Below are 17,011 nucleotides of genomic sequence, written 5' to 3' on the forward strand. Positions count from 1 at the left end.
GCGTCGGGCGCTAGATCAGCGCATCCAGCGCCCGACGCTGGCGGTGCATTTCCAGGAAGACGCGATAGTCGCGGTCGAAGCGGTCGCGGGCTGCCGGGTTCGGCAGTCGCTGCCGGCCGGGCTGATGCATGGCGGCGCAGGCCTCGGTCAGCGTCGGGTGCAGTCCGGCCGCCGCGGCCGCGACCATCGCGGTGCCGAGCAGCGTCGGGTCGCCCGCCGGCGGCTCGACCACCGCGCAGCCGATGGCGTCGGCATAAAGCTCCATCAGGAGCGGGTTGCGGGTGTGGCCGCCGGTGACATGCAGCGTGTCGATGACATAGCCATTGGCATTCAGCGTCTCCAGCACATGGCGGATGCCGAGCGCGATGGCGACGGAACTCCGCCAATAAAGCTGGCACAGGCTGTCGAAGGAGGTGTCCAGCGTCAGCCCGCTGATGACACCCAGCGCATGCGGGTCGGCCAATGGTGAACGATTGCCGTGGAAATCCGGCAGAACGTGCAGCCGGCCGGCCAGATCGAGGCCGTGTTCGGCTCTCAGCTCCATCACCCGCTCGACGATGCGCCGGTGCGTTGCCGCGTCCGGCTCGCCGCCGCGCCAGCGGATCAGATGGTCGAGCAGCGCACCAGTGGCGGATTGTCCGCCCTCGCTCAGCCAGAGCGCGGGGAGCGCGACGGCGAGATACGGGCCCCAGACGCCGGCGAAACCGCGCGGCTCGGCCGACATCGCCATGACGCAGCTCGACGTGCCGGCGACCAGCGCCAGATGCCGGTCGAGATCGGACAGGCCGCCGATGACGCCGAGCGTGCCGGCGAAGGCGTCGATCAGCCCGGCGCCGACGCGGCAGCTTGTGGAAAGGCCGAGCGCTTCAGCCGCCTGAGGCGTCAGCGGGCCGAGATCGGCGCCGACCGGGCTCGCCCGCTCCGGCAGCGCGCCGTGTTCGAAAATATCGCCCAGCCCGACGGCCTCGAAGAAATCCGGGCGCCAGCCGGACGGCTCATGCGCCAGATAGGTCCATTTCGCGGTGAGCGTGCATTGCGAGCGGGCGAGCGAGCCGCAGGCCCGGTGGGTCAGGAAATCGGCGAGGTCGAAGATCTGGCCGATGCGGGCCCACGCCGCCGGCAGATGCCGTTTCACCCACATCAGCTTCGGCGTCGTCATCTCGGGCGACATCACGCCGCCGACATGGTCGAGCACCCGATGGCGCGTAGCCGTGCATTCGTCGGCCTCGGCCAGCGCGCGGTGGTCCATCCACACGATCGTGTCCCAGCGGTCGCCGCCTTTGGGCGCGGCGCCAACCTGGTCTTCGCCTTTGGGCGCAGCGCCAACCTGGTCTTCGCCCTTGAGCGAGACGCCGACCTGTTCGCCGTTGCGGCCACGGAACACGGTGGAACAGGTGGCGTCGAAGGAGATGCCGACGACATCTTCTGCCGCCACATTGGCGAGCGAGCGCGCGGCGCGCATGGCCTCGCAGGCGGCTGCCCAGATGTTTTCCGAATCCTGCTCGTAATGGCCGGCGGTCGCCTGGTTCATGGCGATCGGCCGCTCGGCGCGGCCGAGCAGCGTGCCATGACGATCGAAAATACCGGCGCGGGCGCTGCCGGTGCCGACATCGATGGCTGCGAGACAGGCCGGCATCAGCGGGGCTGCGTCCGACTGGCTGTCAGGGGCGAGGCATCGAGACGGATAGCTCCCGCTCCCCAGGCCCGTTCCGGCTGTGGCAAGAGGGGCAAGGAAGGAGCAGCGGCATGGAGCATGGGCGCACTCTATATGCGCGTTTTGCCCCGCGCTACCGTCCGCGTTATGCGGGCCGCCGGCTCAGAGCGAGCCGGCCAGGTACCATGTCAGCGTTTCGCGGGCGCCCACGCCCCAGACCGTGTTCAGCGCATGGGAGAAGGCGCCGGCGAAGGCCGGCGCCTTGCCGACGTCGCCATAGATATCCTCCATGGCGAGCCAGGCCAGCGGGTCGGTTTTCGCGGCCCGGGCCGTGGCCTGCATGCGGTCCCAGTTCGGGTCGTTGGCTTCGATCACCGCGCCGCTGTCCGTGGTGCCGAAACAGTAGCGGCACCAGAACGCGGATTCGAGCGCCAGACCGGTCACACCGGCGCCTGCCTTCAGCCGGTCGGCGATGGTCGGGATGATGAATTTCGGCTGCCGGTTCGAGCCGTCAAGGCAGAGCCGGCGCACCGTGTCGCCGATCTTGGGGTTGGAGAAACGGCGCTCGATCAGCCGGTAATAATCCTCAAGATCGGTGTTCGGCACCGGCGGCACGGTCGGGATGATCTCCTCGTGCTCAAGCTTGGCCAGGAAGCCGCGCACCAGCGGTTCCTGCATCGCCTCATGCACGAAATGGATGTCCATCAGCCCGGCCGGATAAGCGATGGTGGCATGGCCGCCATTGAGGATGCGGATCTTCATCAGCTCATAGGGCGAGACGTCGGGCACGAACTGCACGCCGACCTTTTCCAGCGCCGGGCGACCGGTCGGGAACTTGTCCTCCAGCACCCATTGCCGGAACGGTTCGCAGAACACCGGCCAAGCGTCTTCCACGCCGAAGTCCTTGGCCAGGATGCCGCGTTCGCGGTCGCCGGTGGCGGGCGTGATGCGGTCGACCATGCCGTTCGGGAAGGCGACATTGCCGGCTACCCAGATCGCGAGATCGCGGTCGAACAGCCGGGCAAGGCCGATGACGCCGTCGGAGGTGACGCGGCCGTTGTGGGGGATGTTGTCGCAGGACATCACCGTGAAGGGCGCCACGCGCGCCCCGCGCCGGCGCGCCAGTCCGGCCAGGATGAGGCCGAACACGGTTTTTGGATGCTCCGGATCGTTGGCGTCGGCGACGATGTCGGGATGCTCGGGATTGAAATAGCCCGAGGCCGGGTCGATGAAATAGCCGCCTTCGGTGATGGTCAAGGAGACGATGCGGATCGCCGGATCGGCCAGCCTGTCGATGATCGCCGCCGTATCGCCAGGCACCAGATAGTCGATCATCGCGCCGGTGACGCGGGCCGCCATATGGCCCTCGTCCTGCTCGACCACGGTGGTCAGCCAGTCCTGTTCGGCGAGCCTGGCGCGGCCGGCCTTCTCGCCCTCGAACACCCCTGCACCGACCAGCGCCCAGTCGCGACCCTCGCCGGCATTGAACAGATCGTCGAGATAGACGGCCTGATGCGCGCGGTGGAAATTGCCGACGCCGAAATGCACGATGCCGGCCTTCAGCGCCGCGCGACCGTAGGCTGGCACCGCAACGCCCTTCGGCAGCTTGCTGAGATTGGCGAGCGAGAGTTTTGTCGTCATGTCAAAACGCCTTTCGTAGAGGCCGTTTCCTTCTCCCGTTCACGGGGAGAAGGTGGCCCGAAGGGTCGGATGAGGGGCGGCGCCAGCTTTTGCCGGGACGGTGCTGCCCCTCACCTGCCTGCCGGCATCCTCTTCCCGTGAACGGGGAGAGGAGCGCTATCCTCAACTCATCCACTGGCCGCCATCGACATTGTAGGTCTGGGCGACGATGTATTCGGCCTCGGCACTGGCCAGGAACACCGCCATGCCGGTGAGGTCCTCGGCGCGGCCCATGCGGCCGAAAGGAACACTCTCGCCGACCAGCTTCTTCTTCTCGCCCTTCGGCCGGTTCTCGTATCGGGCGAACAGCGAATCGACATGATCCCAGTGCTCGCCATCGACGACGCCGGGCGCGATCGCATTGACGTTGATGCCGTGCCTGATCAGGTCGAGCCCGGCCGACTGGGTGAGCGAAATGACCGCCGCCTTGGTGGCACAGTAGACCGCGACCAGCGCCTCGCCACGCCTTCCCGCCTGGCTCGCCATGTTGATGATCCTGCCGCCCTTGCCCCGCGCGATCATCGAGCGGGCGGCCGCCTGCAGCATGAACAGCGTGCCGGCGACATTGACCGCGAACAGCCTGTCGTAGCTGGCGCGGCTGATCTCGACGATCGGCCCCATGTCGAACAAAGCGGCGTTGTTGATCAGGATGTCGAGCCCGCCCGCCTTCTTCTCGACCGCGGCAATCGCCGCATCGATCGAGGCCTGATCGGTGACGTCGAGCCGCACCGCATAGGCGGCCGGTCCGATTTCGGCTGCCGTCTTCTCGGCGGCTTGGAGGTTGATGTCGGCGATCGCCACAATCGCGCCTTCGCCGACATAGGCCTCGGCGAAGGCACGGCCGATGCCGCGCGCCGAACCGGTGATCAGTGCCGATTTGCCTTGAAGCCGCATGGTCACATCGCCGTCCCGGCGGCGTCGAAACGATGCAGCTTGGCCTGGTCCGGCGTCAGGTAGACGATGTCGCCGTGGCGCACGCCGATCTCGCCGTCGGCCCGCACATTGATGGTGCCGACCTCGTCGGTGTGCACATGCAGGAAGGTGTCGGCGCCGAGATGTTCGGCGACACCGACCTTGCCCTTCCATTCGCCGGCACTCGAGGCGATCTTGAGATGTTCAGGCCGGATGCCGATGGTGGCGGCGCCATGCCTGGCGGCGGACGGCCCGTCGATGAGGTTCATCTTGGGCGAACCGATGAAGCCGGCCACGAACAGGTTCTTCGGGCTGCGGTAAAGGTCCAGCGGCGAACCGACCTGTTCGATGTTGCCGGCGTTCAGCACCACGATCTTGTCGGCCATGGTCATGGCCTCCACCTGGTCGTGGGTGACGTAGATCATCGTCGTCTTCAGCTGGTTATGCAGCTCGGAAATCTCCAGCCGCATGGTGCCGCGAAGTGCTGCATCGAGGTTGGACAGCGGCTCGTCGAACAGGAACGCCGAAGGCTGGCGCACGATGGCGCGGCCGATGGCGACGCGCTGGCGCTGGCCGCCGGAGAGCTGGCCGGGGCGACGTTCGAGATAGTTGGTGAGGTTGAGCACGCGGGCGGCGTCCGCCACCTTCTTGTCGATCGTCGCCTTGTCCTCGCCCGCCATCTTGAGCGGAAAGGCGATGTTCTTTCCCACCGTCATGTGCGGGTAAAGCGCATAGGACTGGAACACCATGGCCAGCTTGCGCTTGCCCGGCGCCTCGTCGGTGACGTCGCGGCCGTCGATCGAGATGGTGCCGCCGCTGGTGTCTTCCAGCCCGGCGATCAGCCGAAGCAGCGTGGACTTGCCGCAGCCGGACGGTCCGACGAAAACGACGAACTCGCCGTCCTCGATGTCCAGGTCGATATTGGGAATGATCGTCGTCGCCCCGAAGGACTTGGAGACGTTTCTGAGAGCGATCTTACCCATTTTGTCCTCCCTTATGCTCTTTCGTGCCGGGCTGCCCGACCGTGCGATATGTGGCCGTCATCATTTCACCGCGCCGAAGGTCAGGCCGCGCACCAGCTGTTTCTGGCTGAACCAGCCCATGATCAGGATCGGCGCGATCGCCAGCGTCGAGGCCGCCGACAGTTTTGCCCAGAACAGGCCTTGCGGGCTGGAGAAGGACGAGATGAAGGCGGTGAGCGGGGCGGCGTTGGTGGTGGTGAGCCGGATGGTCCAGAACGCCTCGTTCCACGCCAGGATGATGTTCAAGAGCATGGTGGAGGCGATGCCCGGCACCGCCATCGGGGTCAGCACATAGAGGATCTCGCCCCACAGCGTGGCGCCGTCCATGCGGGCGGCTTCCAGGATCTCGCCCGGAATTTCGCGAAAATAAGTGTAGAGCATCCAGATGACGATCGGCAGGTTGATCAGCATCAGCATGACGGTGAGGCCGATGCGCGAGTCGAGCAGGCCGAGATTGCGGAAGATGAGGTAGATCGGGAACAGCACCGCCACCGCCGGCATCATCTTGGTGGACAGCATCCACATCAAGACGTCCTTGGTGCGCTTGGTCGGCGAAAAGGCCATCGACCAGGCGGCCGGAATGGCGACCAGCAGCGCCAGCACGGTGGAGCCCAGCGACAGGATCACCGAATTCATGAACGGCTTGAAGTAGTTGTACTGCGACTGGACTTCCGAATAGCTCTCCAGCGTGCCCGACGGGATCAGGCTGAAGCCCTGGATCGCCTCCTGTTCCGACTTGAAGGAGGTGATGATGGTGTAGAGGATCGGGAAGAAGATCACGAGCGCGACGGCCCATGCAACTATGGTCGCGATGGTCTTCTGCCGGTTGGTGACGGCACGTGCCATGTCAGATCTCCAATCCTGAAACGATTGCGCTGCCCCTCATCTGCCTGCCGGCTTCTTCTCCCCGTAAGGGACGGGGAGAAGAGAGATTTGCCGCAACGCTGGCGACCCCCTCTCCCCGTTTTTCACGGGGAGAGGGTAAGGGTGAGGGGCAGTCGAGCCGCGAAACGAAACCGAACATTTCACTTGTCCAGGTTCTTGCCGACGGCGCGCATGGCGAAGAAGGCAACGATGTTGGCAAGGATGACGGCGATGATGCCGCCGGCGGACGCCTGGCCGATTTTGTATTCGAGCAGGGCCTTCTGGTAGACGAGGAAGGGCAGATTGGTCGACGCATAGCCCGGCCCGCCATTGGTTGTGACGAGGATCTCGGCATAGACCGAGAGCAGGAAGATGGTCTGGATCAGCACCACCACCGTCATGGCGCGCGAAAGATGCGGCAGCGTCAGATACCAGAACCGAGAGAGAACTCCGGCGCCGTCCATTTCGGCCGCCTCCTTCTGCTCGCCGTCCAGCGACTGCAGCGAGGTGAGCAGGATCAGCGTGGCGAAAGGCAGCCACTGCCAGGCGACAATCAGGATGATCGAGAACAGCGGGTATTGCGCGAACCAGTCGATCGGCTGCGCGCCGAAGAAGCGGGCGATGTCGGCGAACACGCCATAGCCCGGATGCATGATCATGTTCTTCCACACCAGTGCTGCCACCGGCGGCATGACGAAGAACGGCGAGATCACCAGGATGCGGACAAAACCCTGGCCCCACATCGGCTGGTCGAGCAGCAGCGCAAGCAGGATGCCGCCGATGATGGTGATGGCAAGCACGGCGATCACGAGGATCAGCGTGTTGAGGATCGCGGTGAAGAAGGCCGGGTTGTTGAAGAACAACGCGTAATTCGACAGCCCGATGAAGCCGTCACGGATAGGGTTCAGCGGATTGTACTGCTGGAAGGAAAACCACAGCGTGATCGCCAGCGGTACAGCCATCCAGATCAGCAACAGCAGCACCGAGGGCGCGGCCATGAAGCGTGCAAGCGTACGGGTCTGTTTGGTTGCCATGGCCTCCTCCAACCGGTTCCCAAAAGCCGCGATCGATCATCGTTGCGGCGGCAAGCAGCCTTTTCGACACCGCATCACCAGCCGCCGCGCGATCGCTTTTCCCCGCGACGGGAAGGGGCGGCGTGATGTCGATCCCTTCTTCGCGGAGAGAAGTGTCGAGCGCAGCGAGGCGATGAGAGATATCCCGACGTGCCCCCACGTCGTCCCAGCCCGCAGCGGAAACCCTCGCTGCCGCTCGATTCCGTTTTGGCCCTACCCTCACGCAAGAGGGTGAGCCCTGTAAGCGGCCGTCCGGACCGGGAAGACCCGGACGGCCAAGGCATCGGGAGGATGCCCCGGGGCACCTGAAGGATGCCCTTACTGGATGTAGCCGCCTTCGGTCATCGCCGCCTTGGCGGCATCTTGCGCCTGCTTCAAGGCATCGTCCACGGACATCTGGCCGGCAAGTGCCGCCGAGAAGAGCTGGCCGACAGTGGTGCCGAGCCCCTGGAATTCGGGGATCGCCACGAACTGCACGCCGACATAAGGCACCGGCTTGACCGTGGGCTTGGTCGGATCGGCGGAATTGATCGAGTCCAGCGTCATCTTGGCGAAGGGCGCGGCCTTCTCATATTCGGCATTGGCGTAGAGCGAGCTGCGTGTGCCGGGAGGCACGTTGGCCCAGCCTTCCTTCTTGGCGACGAGGTCGAGATAACCCTTGCCGGTCGCCCAGGCGACGAACTTCTCGGCCGCGGCCGCCTTCTGCGTGCCGGCCGGAATGCCCAGCGACCACGCCCACAGCCAGTTGCCGCGCTTGCCGAGCCCGTTATCGGGAGCCAGCGCATAACCGACCTTGTCGGCGACCTTCGAGTTCTTGGGGTCCGACACGAAGGAAGCCGCCACCGTGGCGTCGATCCACATGCCGCACTTGCCCTGCTGGAACAGCGCCAGGTTCTCGTTGAAGCCGTTGGACGAGGCGCCGTCCGGCCCGTCGGCCTTCATCAGGTCGACATAGAACTGCAGCGTCTGCTTCCATTCGGGCTGGTCGAATTGCGGGTTCCACTTCTCGTCGAACCAGCGCGCGCCGAAGGAGTTGGACATGGCAGTCAGGAATGCCATGTTCTCGCCCCAGCCGGCCTTGCCGCGCAGGCACACGCCGTTCACGCCGGTCGCCTTGTCGGTCATCTTGTCAGCAGCTTCCCGGATGAATTTCCAGGTCGGCGCGTCGGGCATCTTCAAGCCCGCCTTCTCCATCAGGTCCTTGCGGTACATGACGAAGGAGCTCTCCCCGTAGAAGGGAGCCGCAAAAAGCTTGCCGTCGACGGAGAGACCGCCGGCGATCGCCGGGATGATGTCCTTCTGGTCGTAGTCGGCGCCGAGCTTGTCGAGCGGCAGAAGCCAGTTCTGCTTCGCCCAGATCGGCACTTCATAGGTGCCGATCGTCATCACGTCATACTGGCCGCCCTTGGTGGCGATGTCGGTGGTGACGCGCTCGCGCAGCACGTTCTCCTCCAGGGTCACCCAGTTCAGCTTGATGTCCGGATTCTTGGCGGTGAAGTCGTCCGTCAGCTTCTGCATGCGGATCATGTCGCCATTGTTGACGGTCGCAATGGTGATGGTTTCGGCATGCGCGGCGAACGCAAACGCGCTCGCCGAACACAGCCCCACGATGAGGGTGCGCAGTTTCATTGGTTTCCTCCCAAGGCCAAAGTGAGCATTTGCTTTAGCTATGGGCAATTATTCATCTTCCGGGATTTATGTCAAGCGCGAATGCGGACGCCGGGCTGCAGCCGCTCCAGCGCATGCGGCAAGTCAGTGCGACACCCGACACATCGAGAGGGCGACTAGAGGGAATTGGCGGAACAGACGCGAAAATCGCTGTCGAATGAACGAAACCGGGTCATTTTGACGCCAAACGACCCGGCGTGAACAAATTCCGAGCCGGCTTGGCGGTGTTCGGGCGCCAAGCCATTGTTATTCTTGTCTGAAATTATTTGCCCGGGAGCGCGGCACGCCGCCTCTCTCCACTTTGGGCCACTTTGGGCGGTCCGGCACGGGCGCAATGTCCGCCCATCGACGTTCCTGCGCCGGCGCTAGCCGCCGGCGGTCAGCAGGCCTTCCGCCGTGCGTTCGTCGGTGATCAGGCCGTTGACCAGCCGTCGCGTCACGGCGGCCAGGATGCCGGGCAGCTTGCGCTCGCCCATGGCCAGCGCCACCACCAGCGACCGCTCGCGCGACGGCAGCGGGGCGGAAGCGACGCGGTCATTGGTGATGCCATCGATCAGCCGGCCATCGCGGTCGAAGGCCCAGCCGACGATCTCGCCGACGGCGCCTGCCCGCTGCAGTGCCTTGAGTTCGGTCTCGGTGATGAACCCGTCTTCCAGCAGCGGCGCCTTTGGCCCGAGGTCGCCAACGCCGACGAAGGTGACGTCGGCCTGCGCCGCAAGCGCCAGCGTCGGCTGGATAAGCGGTTGACTGTGCAACATTTTCCGCTCGTCCGGTGACGAGGCGATGGCCGGCAGCGGCATCGGGAAGGAGCGCGCCTTGATGGTGTCTGCCATGGTGAAGATGACGTTGTAGAAGGCGGCCGAACCGTCCGGCGAGATGTTGCCGGTCAAAGAGACCACCTTGTGTTGCGGGCACTCCATCGGCGGCAGTTGCTCGATCGCCGCCTTCAGCGTGCGGCCGGTGCCAATCGCCATGATGACCGGCTCCGGCTTGCGCAGCCATTTTTCGATTTCCACCGCCGCGGCCTGGGCGACCCCAATGGTCGAGGAGGTGGAATCGGGATCGCTCGGTGTGACCTCGACCAGATCCAGCGCGAAACGCTGCTGCAGCCTGGCGGCGAGATCGAGGCAGTTGGCGATGGGATGATCCACCCTGACCTTGATCAGCCCCTCCGACATCGCCAGCGACACCAGCCGCTGCGCCGTCTGGCGCGAAATGCCGAGCTTGGTCGCGATCTGGTCCTGCGTGTTGCCGGCGACATAATACAGCCAACCGGCGCGCGCGGCGTCGTCAAGCCTGGGATTGCTGGTTTCCGAGCGGGCGCTCATGGCTGGCACTTCATTTCAAATGTATCGGCGCCAGTGTCGCAGGCTTTTCGAAAATGCGCAATCGCTCACCAAACATACAATTGTTCGAGCACGCTTTCGAACGAACCGCCTGCCCACGGTTCGTTTCGAATATGACGGCGCGGCCCGAGACCCTATCGGTTTCCGCGAAACGCCCTTAGGGGCGATCCGCATAATACCCCGCGCAAATACCCTGTGGAAATGCCGCCCGACAAGGCCTGCCATCCTCTTTCGCCAAGGGCTCCTCCAATTTTTGGAGGAAATTCCCGACCTTCACGCGGGCACATCCGCTGATTCCATTAGCGTTTTTGAGATTGGCACGCACCTTGCTTGCTGCAGCGCAGCATGGCCAGTATCGATCTTCTTCCCCTCCCCGGCATTGAGTGCTTCATCGATTTCGACGGCACCATCTCGCTGGAAGACACAACAGACCTTCTGCTTGCGCAATTCGCCGAACCGGCGTGGCGCACGGTCGAGGCCGCCTGGGAGCGCGGTACCATCGGCTCGCGCGAATGCATGTCCAGGCAGGTCGATCTCCTGCGCGTCGAGCCGGTGATGCTCGACCTGTTCGCCAACTGCCTCCAGATCGACCCCGACTTCGTGCCGTTCGTGGAAGCGCTGCAGGAAAGCGGCATCAAGGTCACCATCGTTTCCGACGGGCTCGACCGCGTCATTGCCCACGCCTTGAAGGGCTACGGGCTTGAGCTGCCGGTTCTCGCCAACGGCCTTGCCGCCACCGGCGGCGACCGCTGGCGGCTGGACTGCCTGCACGCCTCCGACAATTGCCGCGCCAACTCCGCGCATTGCAAATGCGCCACCTTCGACCGGGCGCCCGACAGCGCCTTGCGCGTGCTGATCGGCGACGGCCGTTCCGATTTCTGCGCCGCTTCCATCTCCGACATGGTGTTCGCGAAAGGCAAGCTTGCCGACCATTGCCGTGCCAACGGTATCACCCATCGCGCATTCGGCACGTTCGCCGACCTGCCGATGCTCTTCTCCGACTGGCTGGCCAACGTCCAGACCGTCCAGTCGGCCCAACTTCTGTGACCTGACAAGGATCTGTTCATGCCTACCAATGCCGCATTCCGGCTCGCTGCCGGGAACGATTCCGAACCTGCCCTCGACGAGGCCGAGCTGTTGGCCCTCGAGGCCATCTATTGCTCGCATGGCGACACCGTGCACTACACCGACGCTCCGAAGATCTTCGACCGCTGCGAAGGCTCCTACATGTTCGATGCGGCCGGCACGCCGTTTCTCGATCTGCAGATGTGGTATTCGGCTGTCAATTTCGGCTACGCCAACCAGCGCCTCAACAATGCGCTGAAGCGCCAGATCGACCGGCTGCCACAGGTGGCCAGCCAATATCTGCACCGCGAGAAAATCGAGCTGGCCGCGCTGATCGCGCGCGATGCCGAACAGAAATTCGGCCTCAAGGGCCGCGTCCACTTCAATGTCGGCGGCGCGCAGGCGATCGAGGATTCGCTGAAGCTGGTGCGCAATGCCTCGCACGGCAAGAGCCTGATGTTCGCCTTCGAGGGCGGCTACCATGGCCGCACGCTGGGCGCTTCGGCCATCACCTCGTCCTATCGTTATCGCCGCCGCTACGGCCATTTCGGCGAACGCGCGCAGTTCGTGCCGTTCCCCTACCACTTCCGCGCGCCGAAGGGCATGAACAAGGAAGAATACGGCCTGCATTGCGTGCGCCAGTTCGAGCGGCTGTTCGAAAGCGAATATCAGGGCGTCTGGGACCCGAAGGCCGGCGAGGCCGAGTATGCGGCCTTCTATATCGAGCCGCTGCAGGGCACCGGCGGCTACATCGTTCCGCCGCAGAACTTCTTCATCGAACTGAAGAAGGTGCTCGACCGCCACAACATCCTGATGGTCGTCGACGAAATCCAGATGGGTTTCTACCGTACCGGCAAGCTGTGGTCGATCGAGCATTTCGGCGTCAATCCGGACGTCGTCGTCTTCGGCAAGGCGCTGACCAACGGCCTCAACCCCCTGTCGGGCGTCTGGGCGCGCGAAGAGCTGATCAACCCGACCGCCTTCCCGCCGGGCTCGACCCACTCGACCTTCAACGCCAACCCGCTCGGCACCGCTGTCGCGCTGGAAGCCATGAAGATGATGGCCGAGGACGACTACGAGACGACGGTGCCGGAAAAGGGCGCCTATTTCCTGCGCGGTCTGGAGGAGCTGAAGCGTCGCCACAAGATCGTCGGCGAAGTGGATGGCCTTGGGCTGGCGCTGCGCATCGAAATCTGCGAGCCGCATGACAGCTACACGCCGTCGAAGGCGCTGGTCGACCGCATGGTGGACGAGGCGCTGAAGGGTGACCTGACGCATGACGGCCAGCGCTATGGCCTCGTGCTCGACATTGGCGGCTACTACAAGAACGTCATCACGCTGGCGCCGTCGCTGACCATCAGCCACGCCGAAATCGATCTGGCGCTGGCGCTGCTCGACCAGCTGTTCACCCGCGTAACCAAGGGGTGATTGAGTGCGTGTGCGCATCGTCGATCTCGACGGCGCCGTGACGGACCAGGGTTTCCATCGAGCCCCCTCCCGATCGGAACCAGCCGACATCGTGCCAGCCGGGGACCTCGCGCCCCGGCTGCGCATCGTTGCGGCCAGGGACGCGTTGCGCGAGCTCGGCAACCGGATCGGCCCGCGCCCGGCCGACGAGCCGGAACTGATCTTCTACGGGTCGGGCGACTTCCATCATGTCGCCGACCTGTTTCTCGCTCGCGTCGAGAAGCCGGTCACGGTGATCCAGTTCGACAACCATCCCGACTGGGTGACCTTTCCGGCGACCTCCAACTGCGGCGGCTGGGTCAACCGGGCGCTGGAGCGCCGCAATGTTCGCCGTGTCATCACCATCGGACCGACCAGCACCGACCTCGTGCTGCCGCAGATGAAGTCCGCCAATCTCGATGCGATCCGCGACGGCCGGCTGGAAATGTATGCCTGGCGGGTGCCGTCGACCAGGCTTCTGGGCGCGGCGGTCGATTCCCCCGGCTCCACCACTAGCGGCGACGGCTTCGCCAAGCAGCTTGTCTGGCGCAATCTGGCCGACGAGGACTGGGAAGCCTTCGTCGAAGACCTGATCGCCCGGCTCGGACCCGAGGCGATCTGGATCACCTTCGACAAGGACGTGCTGGCCACCGACGAAGCCGTGACCAATTGGGACCAGGGCGCGATGCGGCTCGATCAGGTCCTCTACGCGATCGAGCGCCTGGCCGAAAAGCGGCGCGTTCTCGGCGTCGATGTCTGCGGCGATTATTCGCCGCCGCTCTTCCGCGACCCGTTCCGTTATACGCTGGCCAAGCTCGACCATCCGCGCCAGCCGAAATTCGACGCGGCGATGGCCGCCGTCAACGATGCCGCCAACGCGCGCATCGTGAACAGCCTTGAACAGGTGCTGGCATGCTGAGCACCGAGCTGATCGTCCTCTTCGTGCTGTCGATCGTCTGCGACGTGGCGGGCCAGATCGCCTTCAAGTTCGGCGCCGACACCCTGCCCGAATTCTCCGCCCAGAGCTGGCGGCCCTTTGCCCGCGCGCTGTTCAGCGACCGCTGGGTCGGCCTCGGGCTCATCATCTATGTCGCCGAGTTCATCATCTGGGTGCGCATCCTCGCGCTCGCGCCGCTCGGCATCGCCTTTCCCCTCGCCAGTCTCAACATCCTCGCCATCACGCTCGCCGGGCGGCTGTGGCTGGGTGAAGAGACCGGTCCCTCTCAATGGTTCGGCGCGCTGCTCATCACGGCAGGCGTCATTCTAGTCGCAGGTACGATCTGATGGTTGAAACCACCACAAAACTGAGAACCAAGGACCGCAGCATCTTCCTGCCGCGCGGGGACGTCGGCGTGCTTCTGCTGCACGGGCTGGGCGGCACGCCAATAGAAATGAACAATGTGGCGCGCAACTTCGCCGAGCGCGGCTCGACGGTGCTGTGCCCGACCCTTGCCGGCCATTGCGGCACGGAGGCGGACCTGACCGCGACGAGCTGGAAGGATTGGTATGCCAGCGCCGAGGACGCACTCACGACCCTGGAGCAGCGCTGCCGTGTCGTGCTGGTGGGTGGCCTGTCGATGGGCGCCGTGCTGGCCGCCATGCTCGCCGCGCGCCAGCCGCAGCGCGTGCAGGGGCTGGTGATGTTCGCACCGACACTCTGGTACGATGGCTGGTCGATCCCCTGGTATCGCTTCTTGCTCAAACTGTTCATCAACACGCCGAGCGGCCGCAAATATCGTTTCGTCGAACAGGAGCCCTACGGCCTGAAGGACGAGCGGCTGCGCATGGTGCTGGCGCAGTCGATGTTCTCCGGCGACTCGACTTCGGCGGGCCTGGCGGCGACGCCGGCGCTGGCGCTGCGCGAACTGTGGCGACTGGTCGACGCGTTGAAGCCGGAACTGCCGGACCTGCGCCAGCCGACCTTCGTGGTGCATGCCCGCGAGGACGACATAGCCAGCCTGTCGAACATGGAGTATTTCCAGCGCCATCTCGGCGGCACGGTCGAATCGCTCGTACTCGACGACAGCTACCACCTGGTCACGCTCGACCGCCAAAGGCGGTTGGTCATCGCCAAGGCAGCCGCCTTCGTCGACAGCGTGGCGCAACTGCATCAACGGTCTGGATCGCATGAACATGAGCGCCTTCAGGTCGTCGCCTGACGCTGGCGCGGCGAGCGGCACGATCCGGGCGGGCCTGTCTTCGCTCGATCCGGCCTCTTGGCCCGAGCTCAGCCGCGCCAATGCCGAAGGCGTCCACTATCACGCGGCATTCGAGACCGCCGCGGCGGTCGACGGCACGGCCCCGCAGGCCGTCGTCGTGGAGCGCGACGACCGCGAACTGCTTGCCGCTGCGCCGCTGTTTTCGCTGTCCTATCGCCTCGACACGCCGTTCCAGGGCAAGCTCGGCGCCTGGGCCGGACGGCTGGCCGACCAGTTCCCCGGCATCTTCGCGCTTGGCCTGCTCGGTGTCGGCTCGCCGATGGTCGACCATTGCCATCTCCTGCTGGCCGACAGGCTGTCGGCGGACAAGCGCGTCGAAGCCCTCGCCACACTGATCGAGACGGTGGAGGCAGAGGCGCGCAAGCGCAAGGCTGCGCTGATCGCCTTCAAGGACGTCGCGCCGCCTGAAGAAGCGCTGATCGGCGGCCTGCTTGCCGGCAAGGGTTTCGCGCGGCTGACCAGCCTGCCCGTCGCGGTTGCCGAGGTGTGTGAGAACGAAGACGCCTATCTGGCGCGGCTTTCCGCAGCGACCCGCAAGGACGTGAAGCGCAAACTGAAGACGCGCGATGCGGTGCGCGTTGAGCGGCGCACGGACATTACCGGCCTGGAAAGCGAAATCGCGGCCCTCTACCGTTCCACCCAGGAAAACAGCCAGCTGCGCTATGGCGATTTCGAGGAATTGCCTAGCCGCTATTTCGAGGAGGTGTCGCGCCGCCTGGGCAAGGACGCCGTTTTCCAGCTCTATTGGATCGGCGACAGGCTCGCCGCCTTCAACCTGCTTCTCGTCGGTGTCGACCGGGTCGTCGACAAGTTCCTGGGCATGGCCTATCCGCTGGCGCGCGATCACAATCTTTATGTCGTGAGCTGGATGGAGAACCTCAGCTTCTGCCGCGAGATCGGGCGACCACTGCTGCAGACCGGCCAGACCGCCTATGCCTCCAAGATCAGGATGGGCAGCCGGCTGGAACCATCGGCGATCTATGTGAAGCACACCAACGGCCTGCTCAATCGCGGCCTTGCCGCAATCGCCCCCTGGCTCGCCTTCGACCGCTGGGACCCGGACCTGCGCGAGGCAAATGCGAAAGCGCGCGACCGCGCCAAGGGGCCGGCCAAGGAAGACGGACAATGAGCGTGACGACGGCCAACCAATCCAGTCTGCGCGGCATCATCGCCGCCTTCATTGTCGTCGACACCGCGACGCAAATCGCCTTCAAATGGGCGAGCGAGCGCATCGGTGCCGGCACGCTCGACATAGCCTGGGTCGTTTCGGCGCTGGAGACGCCGGCGCTCTGGCTGGCCGTCTTCTTCTATGGCCTTACTTTCGTGTTCTGGATGCTGATATTGGCGCGTATGGATCTCGGGCGCGCGTTTCCGCTTTCGGCTTTGACCTATGTCACCGTTCCGGCGGCGGGCATGCTCCTGTTTGGCGAGCATCTCTCCTGGCCGCAGGCGGCAGGCATTGCGCTGATCATTTCCGGGGTCGTGCTGATTGGCAGAGGAAAACCGTCGTGACGGCACCAGATCGCAAGCTCTCGTATCGCCGCGCGTCGGCTCTCCAGGCCCTTGGCTGGGCGGCCGGGCTGTTCCTTCTGGCGACAAGCGCCGATGCCGCGCCGGCCGATGCCATCGCCACCACATGGCTTACCCATGACGGCCAGGGTGTCGTGGAATTCGCACCCTGCGGCAACAGATTGTGCGGTCATATCGTGTGGCTGAAGACGCCGATCGACGACAACGGCGCGCCTTTGACCGACCGCAACAATCCCAATCCGAAACTGCGCCAGCGGCCGATCTGCGGGCTCAGCGTGATAACCGGCCTGGCGCAGGACGGCTCCGGCGGCTGGGATGACGGGCAAATCTATGATCCCAAGGAAGGCAGCGCCTACGATGTCGCGCTTTCGCTGACAGGGCCGGACAAGCTCATCGTTACCGGCTATCTCGGCGTCAAGGCGCTCGGCCAGCAGTTCACATGGCGGCGGCATCAGCTACCCGCCGACCAGCGTTGCGACACCGTGACCAAGGCCCAGCAGCCATGACGACGATGCCGCGACCACGGAGAAGC

Annotated in this window: 16 protein-coding genes; 8 read left to right on the forward strand and 8 right to left on the reverse strand. The window is 64.8% G+C overall.

The annotated features are described in order from the left end of the window. Positions 1 to 10: 10 nt before the first annotated feature. The 8 genes from FZF13_RS05665 to FZF13_RS05700 all read right to left on the reverse strand — a co-directional run bounded on the left by FZF13_RS05665 (position 11) and on the right by FZF13_RS05700 (position 10,201). Complete coding sequence (locus FZF13_RS05665) at positions 11 to 1,636, reverse strand: FGGY-family carbohydrate kinase (protein ID WP_024926044.1); 1,626 nt, start codon at positions 1,634 to 1,636, stop codon at positions 11 to 13. A 180-nt stretch (positions 1,637 to 1,816) separates the two neighbouring features. Further along, positions 1,817 to 3,295, reverse strand: a complete 1,479-nt coding sequence (locus FZF13_RS05670) for a mannitol dehydrogenase family protein (protein WP_024926043.1) — start codon at positions 3,293 to 3,295, stop codon at positions 1,817 to 1,819. 162 nt (positions 3,296 to 3,457) lie between these two features. Then, on the reverse strand, positions 3,458 to 4,228 hold the full coding sequence (locus FZF13_RS05675) for an L-iditol 2-dehydrogenase (RefSeq protein WP_024926042.1): 771 nt from the start codon (positions 4,226 to 4,228) through the stop codon (positions 3,458 to 3,460). Between the two features lie 2 nt (positions 4,229 to 4,230). Beyond that, complete coding sequence (locus FZF13_RS05680) at positions 4,231 to 5,229, reverse strand: ABC transporter ATP-binding protein (RefSeq protein WP_024926041.1); 999 nt, start codon at positions 5,227 to 5,229, stop codon at positions 4,231 to 4,233. 60 nt (positions 5,230 to 5,289) lie between these two features. Further along, the gene (locus FZF13_RS05685) at positions 5,290 to 6,114 is read right to left on the reverse strand and encodes a carbohydrate ABC transporter permease (protein ID WP_024926040.1); all 825 of its coding nucleotides are present in this window, start codon (positions 6,112 to 6,114) and stop codon (positions 5,290 to 5,292) included. Between the two features lie 179 nt (positions 6,115 to 6,293). Continuing rightward, complete coding sequence (locus tag FZF13_RS05690) at positions 6,294 to 7,166, reverse strand: carbohydrate ABC transporter permease (protein WP_024926039.1); 873 nt, start codon at positions 7,164 to 7,166, stop codon at positions 6,294 to 6,296. Between the two features lie 357 nt (positions 7,167 to 7,523). Beyond that, positions 7,524 to 8,834 carry an ABC transporter substrate-binding protein gene (locus tag FZF13_RS05695; protein WP_024926038.1) on the reverse strand — a complete coding sequence of 437 codons (1,311 nt, stop codon included), beginning with the start codon at positions 8,832 to 8,834 and terminating at the stop codon, positions 7,524 to 7,526. A gap of 404 nt (positions 8,835 to 9,238) precedes the next feature. Beyond that, complete coding sequence (locus FZF13_RS05700; RefSeq protein ID WP_024926037.1) at positions 9,239 to 10,201, reverse strand: sugar-binding transcriptional regulator; 963 nt, start codon at positions 10,199 to 10,201, stop codon at positions 9,239 to 9,241. A gap of 363 nt (positions 10,202 to 10,564) precedes the next feature. On the opposite strand from FZF13_RS05700, the gene FZF13_RS05705 reads away from it, so the two are divergent. Genes FZF13_RS05705 through FZF13_RS28835 form a run of 8 tightly spaced genes read left to right on the forward strand, consistent with a single transcriptional unit; the run spans position 10,565 to position 16,985 of the window. Then, on the forward strand, positions 10,565 to 11,266 hold the full coding sequence (locus FZF13_RS05705; RefSeq protein ID WP_065998136.1) for an HAD-IB family phosphatase: 702 nt from the start codon (positions 10,565 to 10,567) through the stop codon (positions 11,264 to 11,266). Between the two features lie 18 nt (positions 11,267 to 11,284). Further along, positions 11,285 to 12,712, forward strand: a complete 1,428-nt coding sequence (locus tag FZF13_RS05710; RefSeq protein ID WP_024926035.1) for an aspartate aminotransferase family protein — start codon at positions 11,285 to 11,287, stop codon at positions 12,710 to 12,712. Positions 12,713 to 12,716: 4 nt separating this feature from the next. Further along, positions 12,717 to 13,649 (forward strand): arginase family protein, encoded by a 933-nt coding sequence (locus tag FZF13_RS05715; protein WP_051515440.1) that lies wholly within the window; start codon positions 12,717 to 12,719, stop codon positions 13,647 to 13,649. Continuing rightward, positions 13,643 to 14,014 (forward strand): DMT family transporter, encoded by a 372-nt coding sequence (locus FZF13_RS05720; RefSeq protein ID WP_051504845.1) that lies wholly within the window; start codon positions 13,643 to 13,645, stop codon positions 14,012 to 14,014. Before FZF13_RS05715 ends, FZF13_RS05720 begins: the two co-directional genes overlap by 7 nt. After that, positions 14,014 to 14,889 carry an alpha/beta hydrolase gene (locus FZF13_RS05725; RefSeq protein ID WP_024926032.1) on the forward strand — a complete coding sequence of 292 codons (876 nt, stop codon included), beginning with the start codon at positions 14,014 to 14,016 and terminating at the stop codon, positions 14,887 to 14,889. Before FZF13_RS05720 ends, FZF13_RS05725 begins: the two co-directional genes overlap by 1 nt. Then, positions 14,864 to 16,078 carry a GNAT family N-acetyltransferase gene (locus tag FZF13_RS05730; RefSeq protein ID WP_024926031.1) on the forward strand — a complete coding sequence of 405 codons (1,215 nt, stop codon included), beginning with the start codon at positions 14,864 to 14,866 and terminating at the stop codon, positions 16,076 to 16,078. Before FZF13_RS05725 ends, FZF13_RS05730 begins: the two co-directional genes overlap by 26 nt. Next, complete coding sequence (locus FZF13_RS28830; protein WP_024926030.1) at positions 16,075 to 16,461, forward strand: DMT family transporter; 387 nt, start codon at positions 16,075 to 16,077, stop codon at positions 16,459 to 16,461. The genes FZF13_RS05730 and FZF13_RS28830 overlap by 4 nt, the downstream gene beginning before the upstream one ends. Further along, positions 16,458 to 16,985 carry a DUF2147 domain-containing protein gene (locus FZF13_RS28835; RefSeq protein WP_024926029.1) on the forward strand — a complete coding sequence of 176 codons (528 nt, stop codon included), beginning with the start codon at positions 16,458 to 16,460 and terminating at the stop codon, positions 16,983 to 16,985. The genes FZF13_RS28830 and FZF13_RS28835 overlap by 4 nt, the downstream gene beginning before the upstream one ends. Positions 16,986 to 17,011: the final 26 nt, after the last annotated feature.

It is taken from the genome of Mesorhizobium terrae, from assembly GCF_008727715.1.
Classification (GTDB): Bacteria; Pseudomonadota; Alphaproteobacteria; order Rhizobiales; family Rhizobiaceae; genus Mesorhizobium; species Mesorhizobium terrae.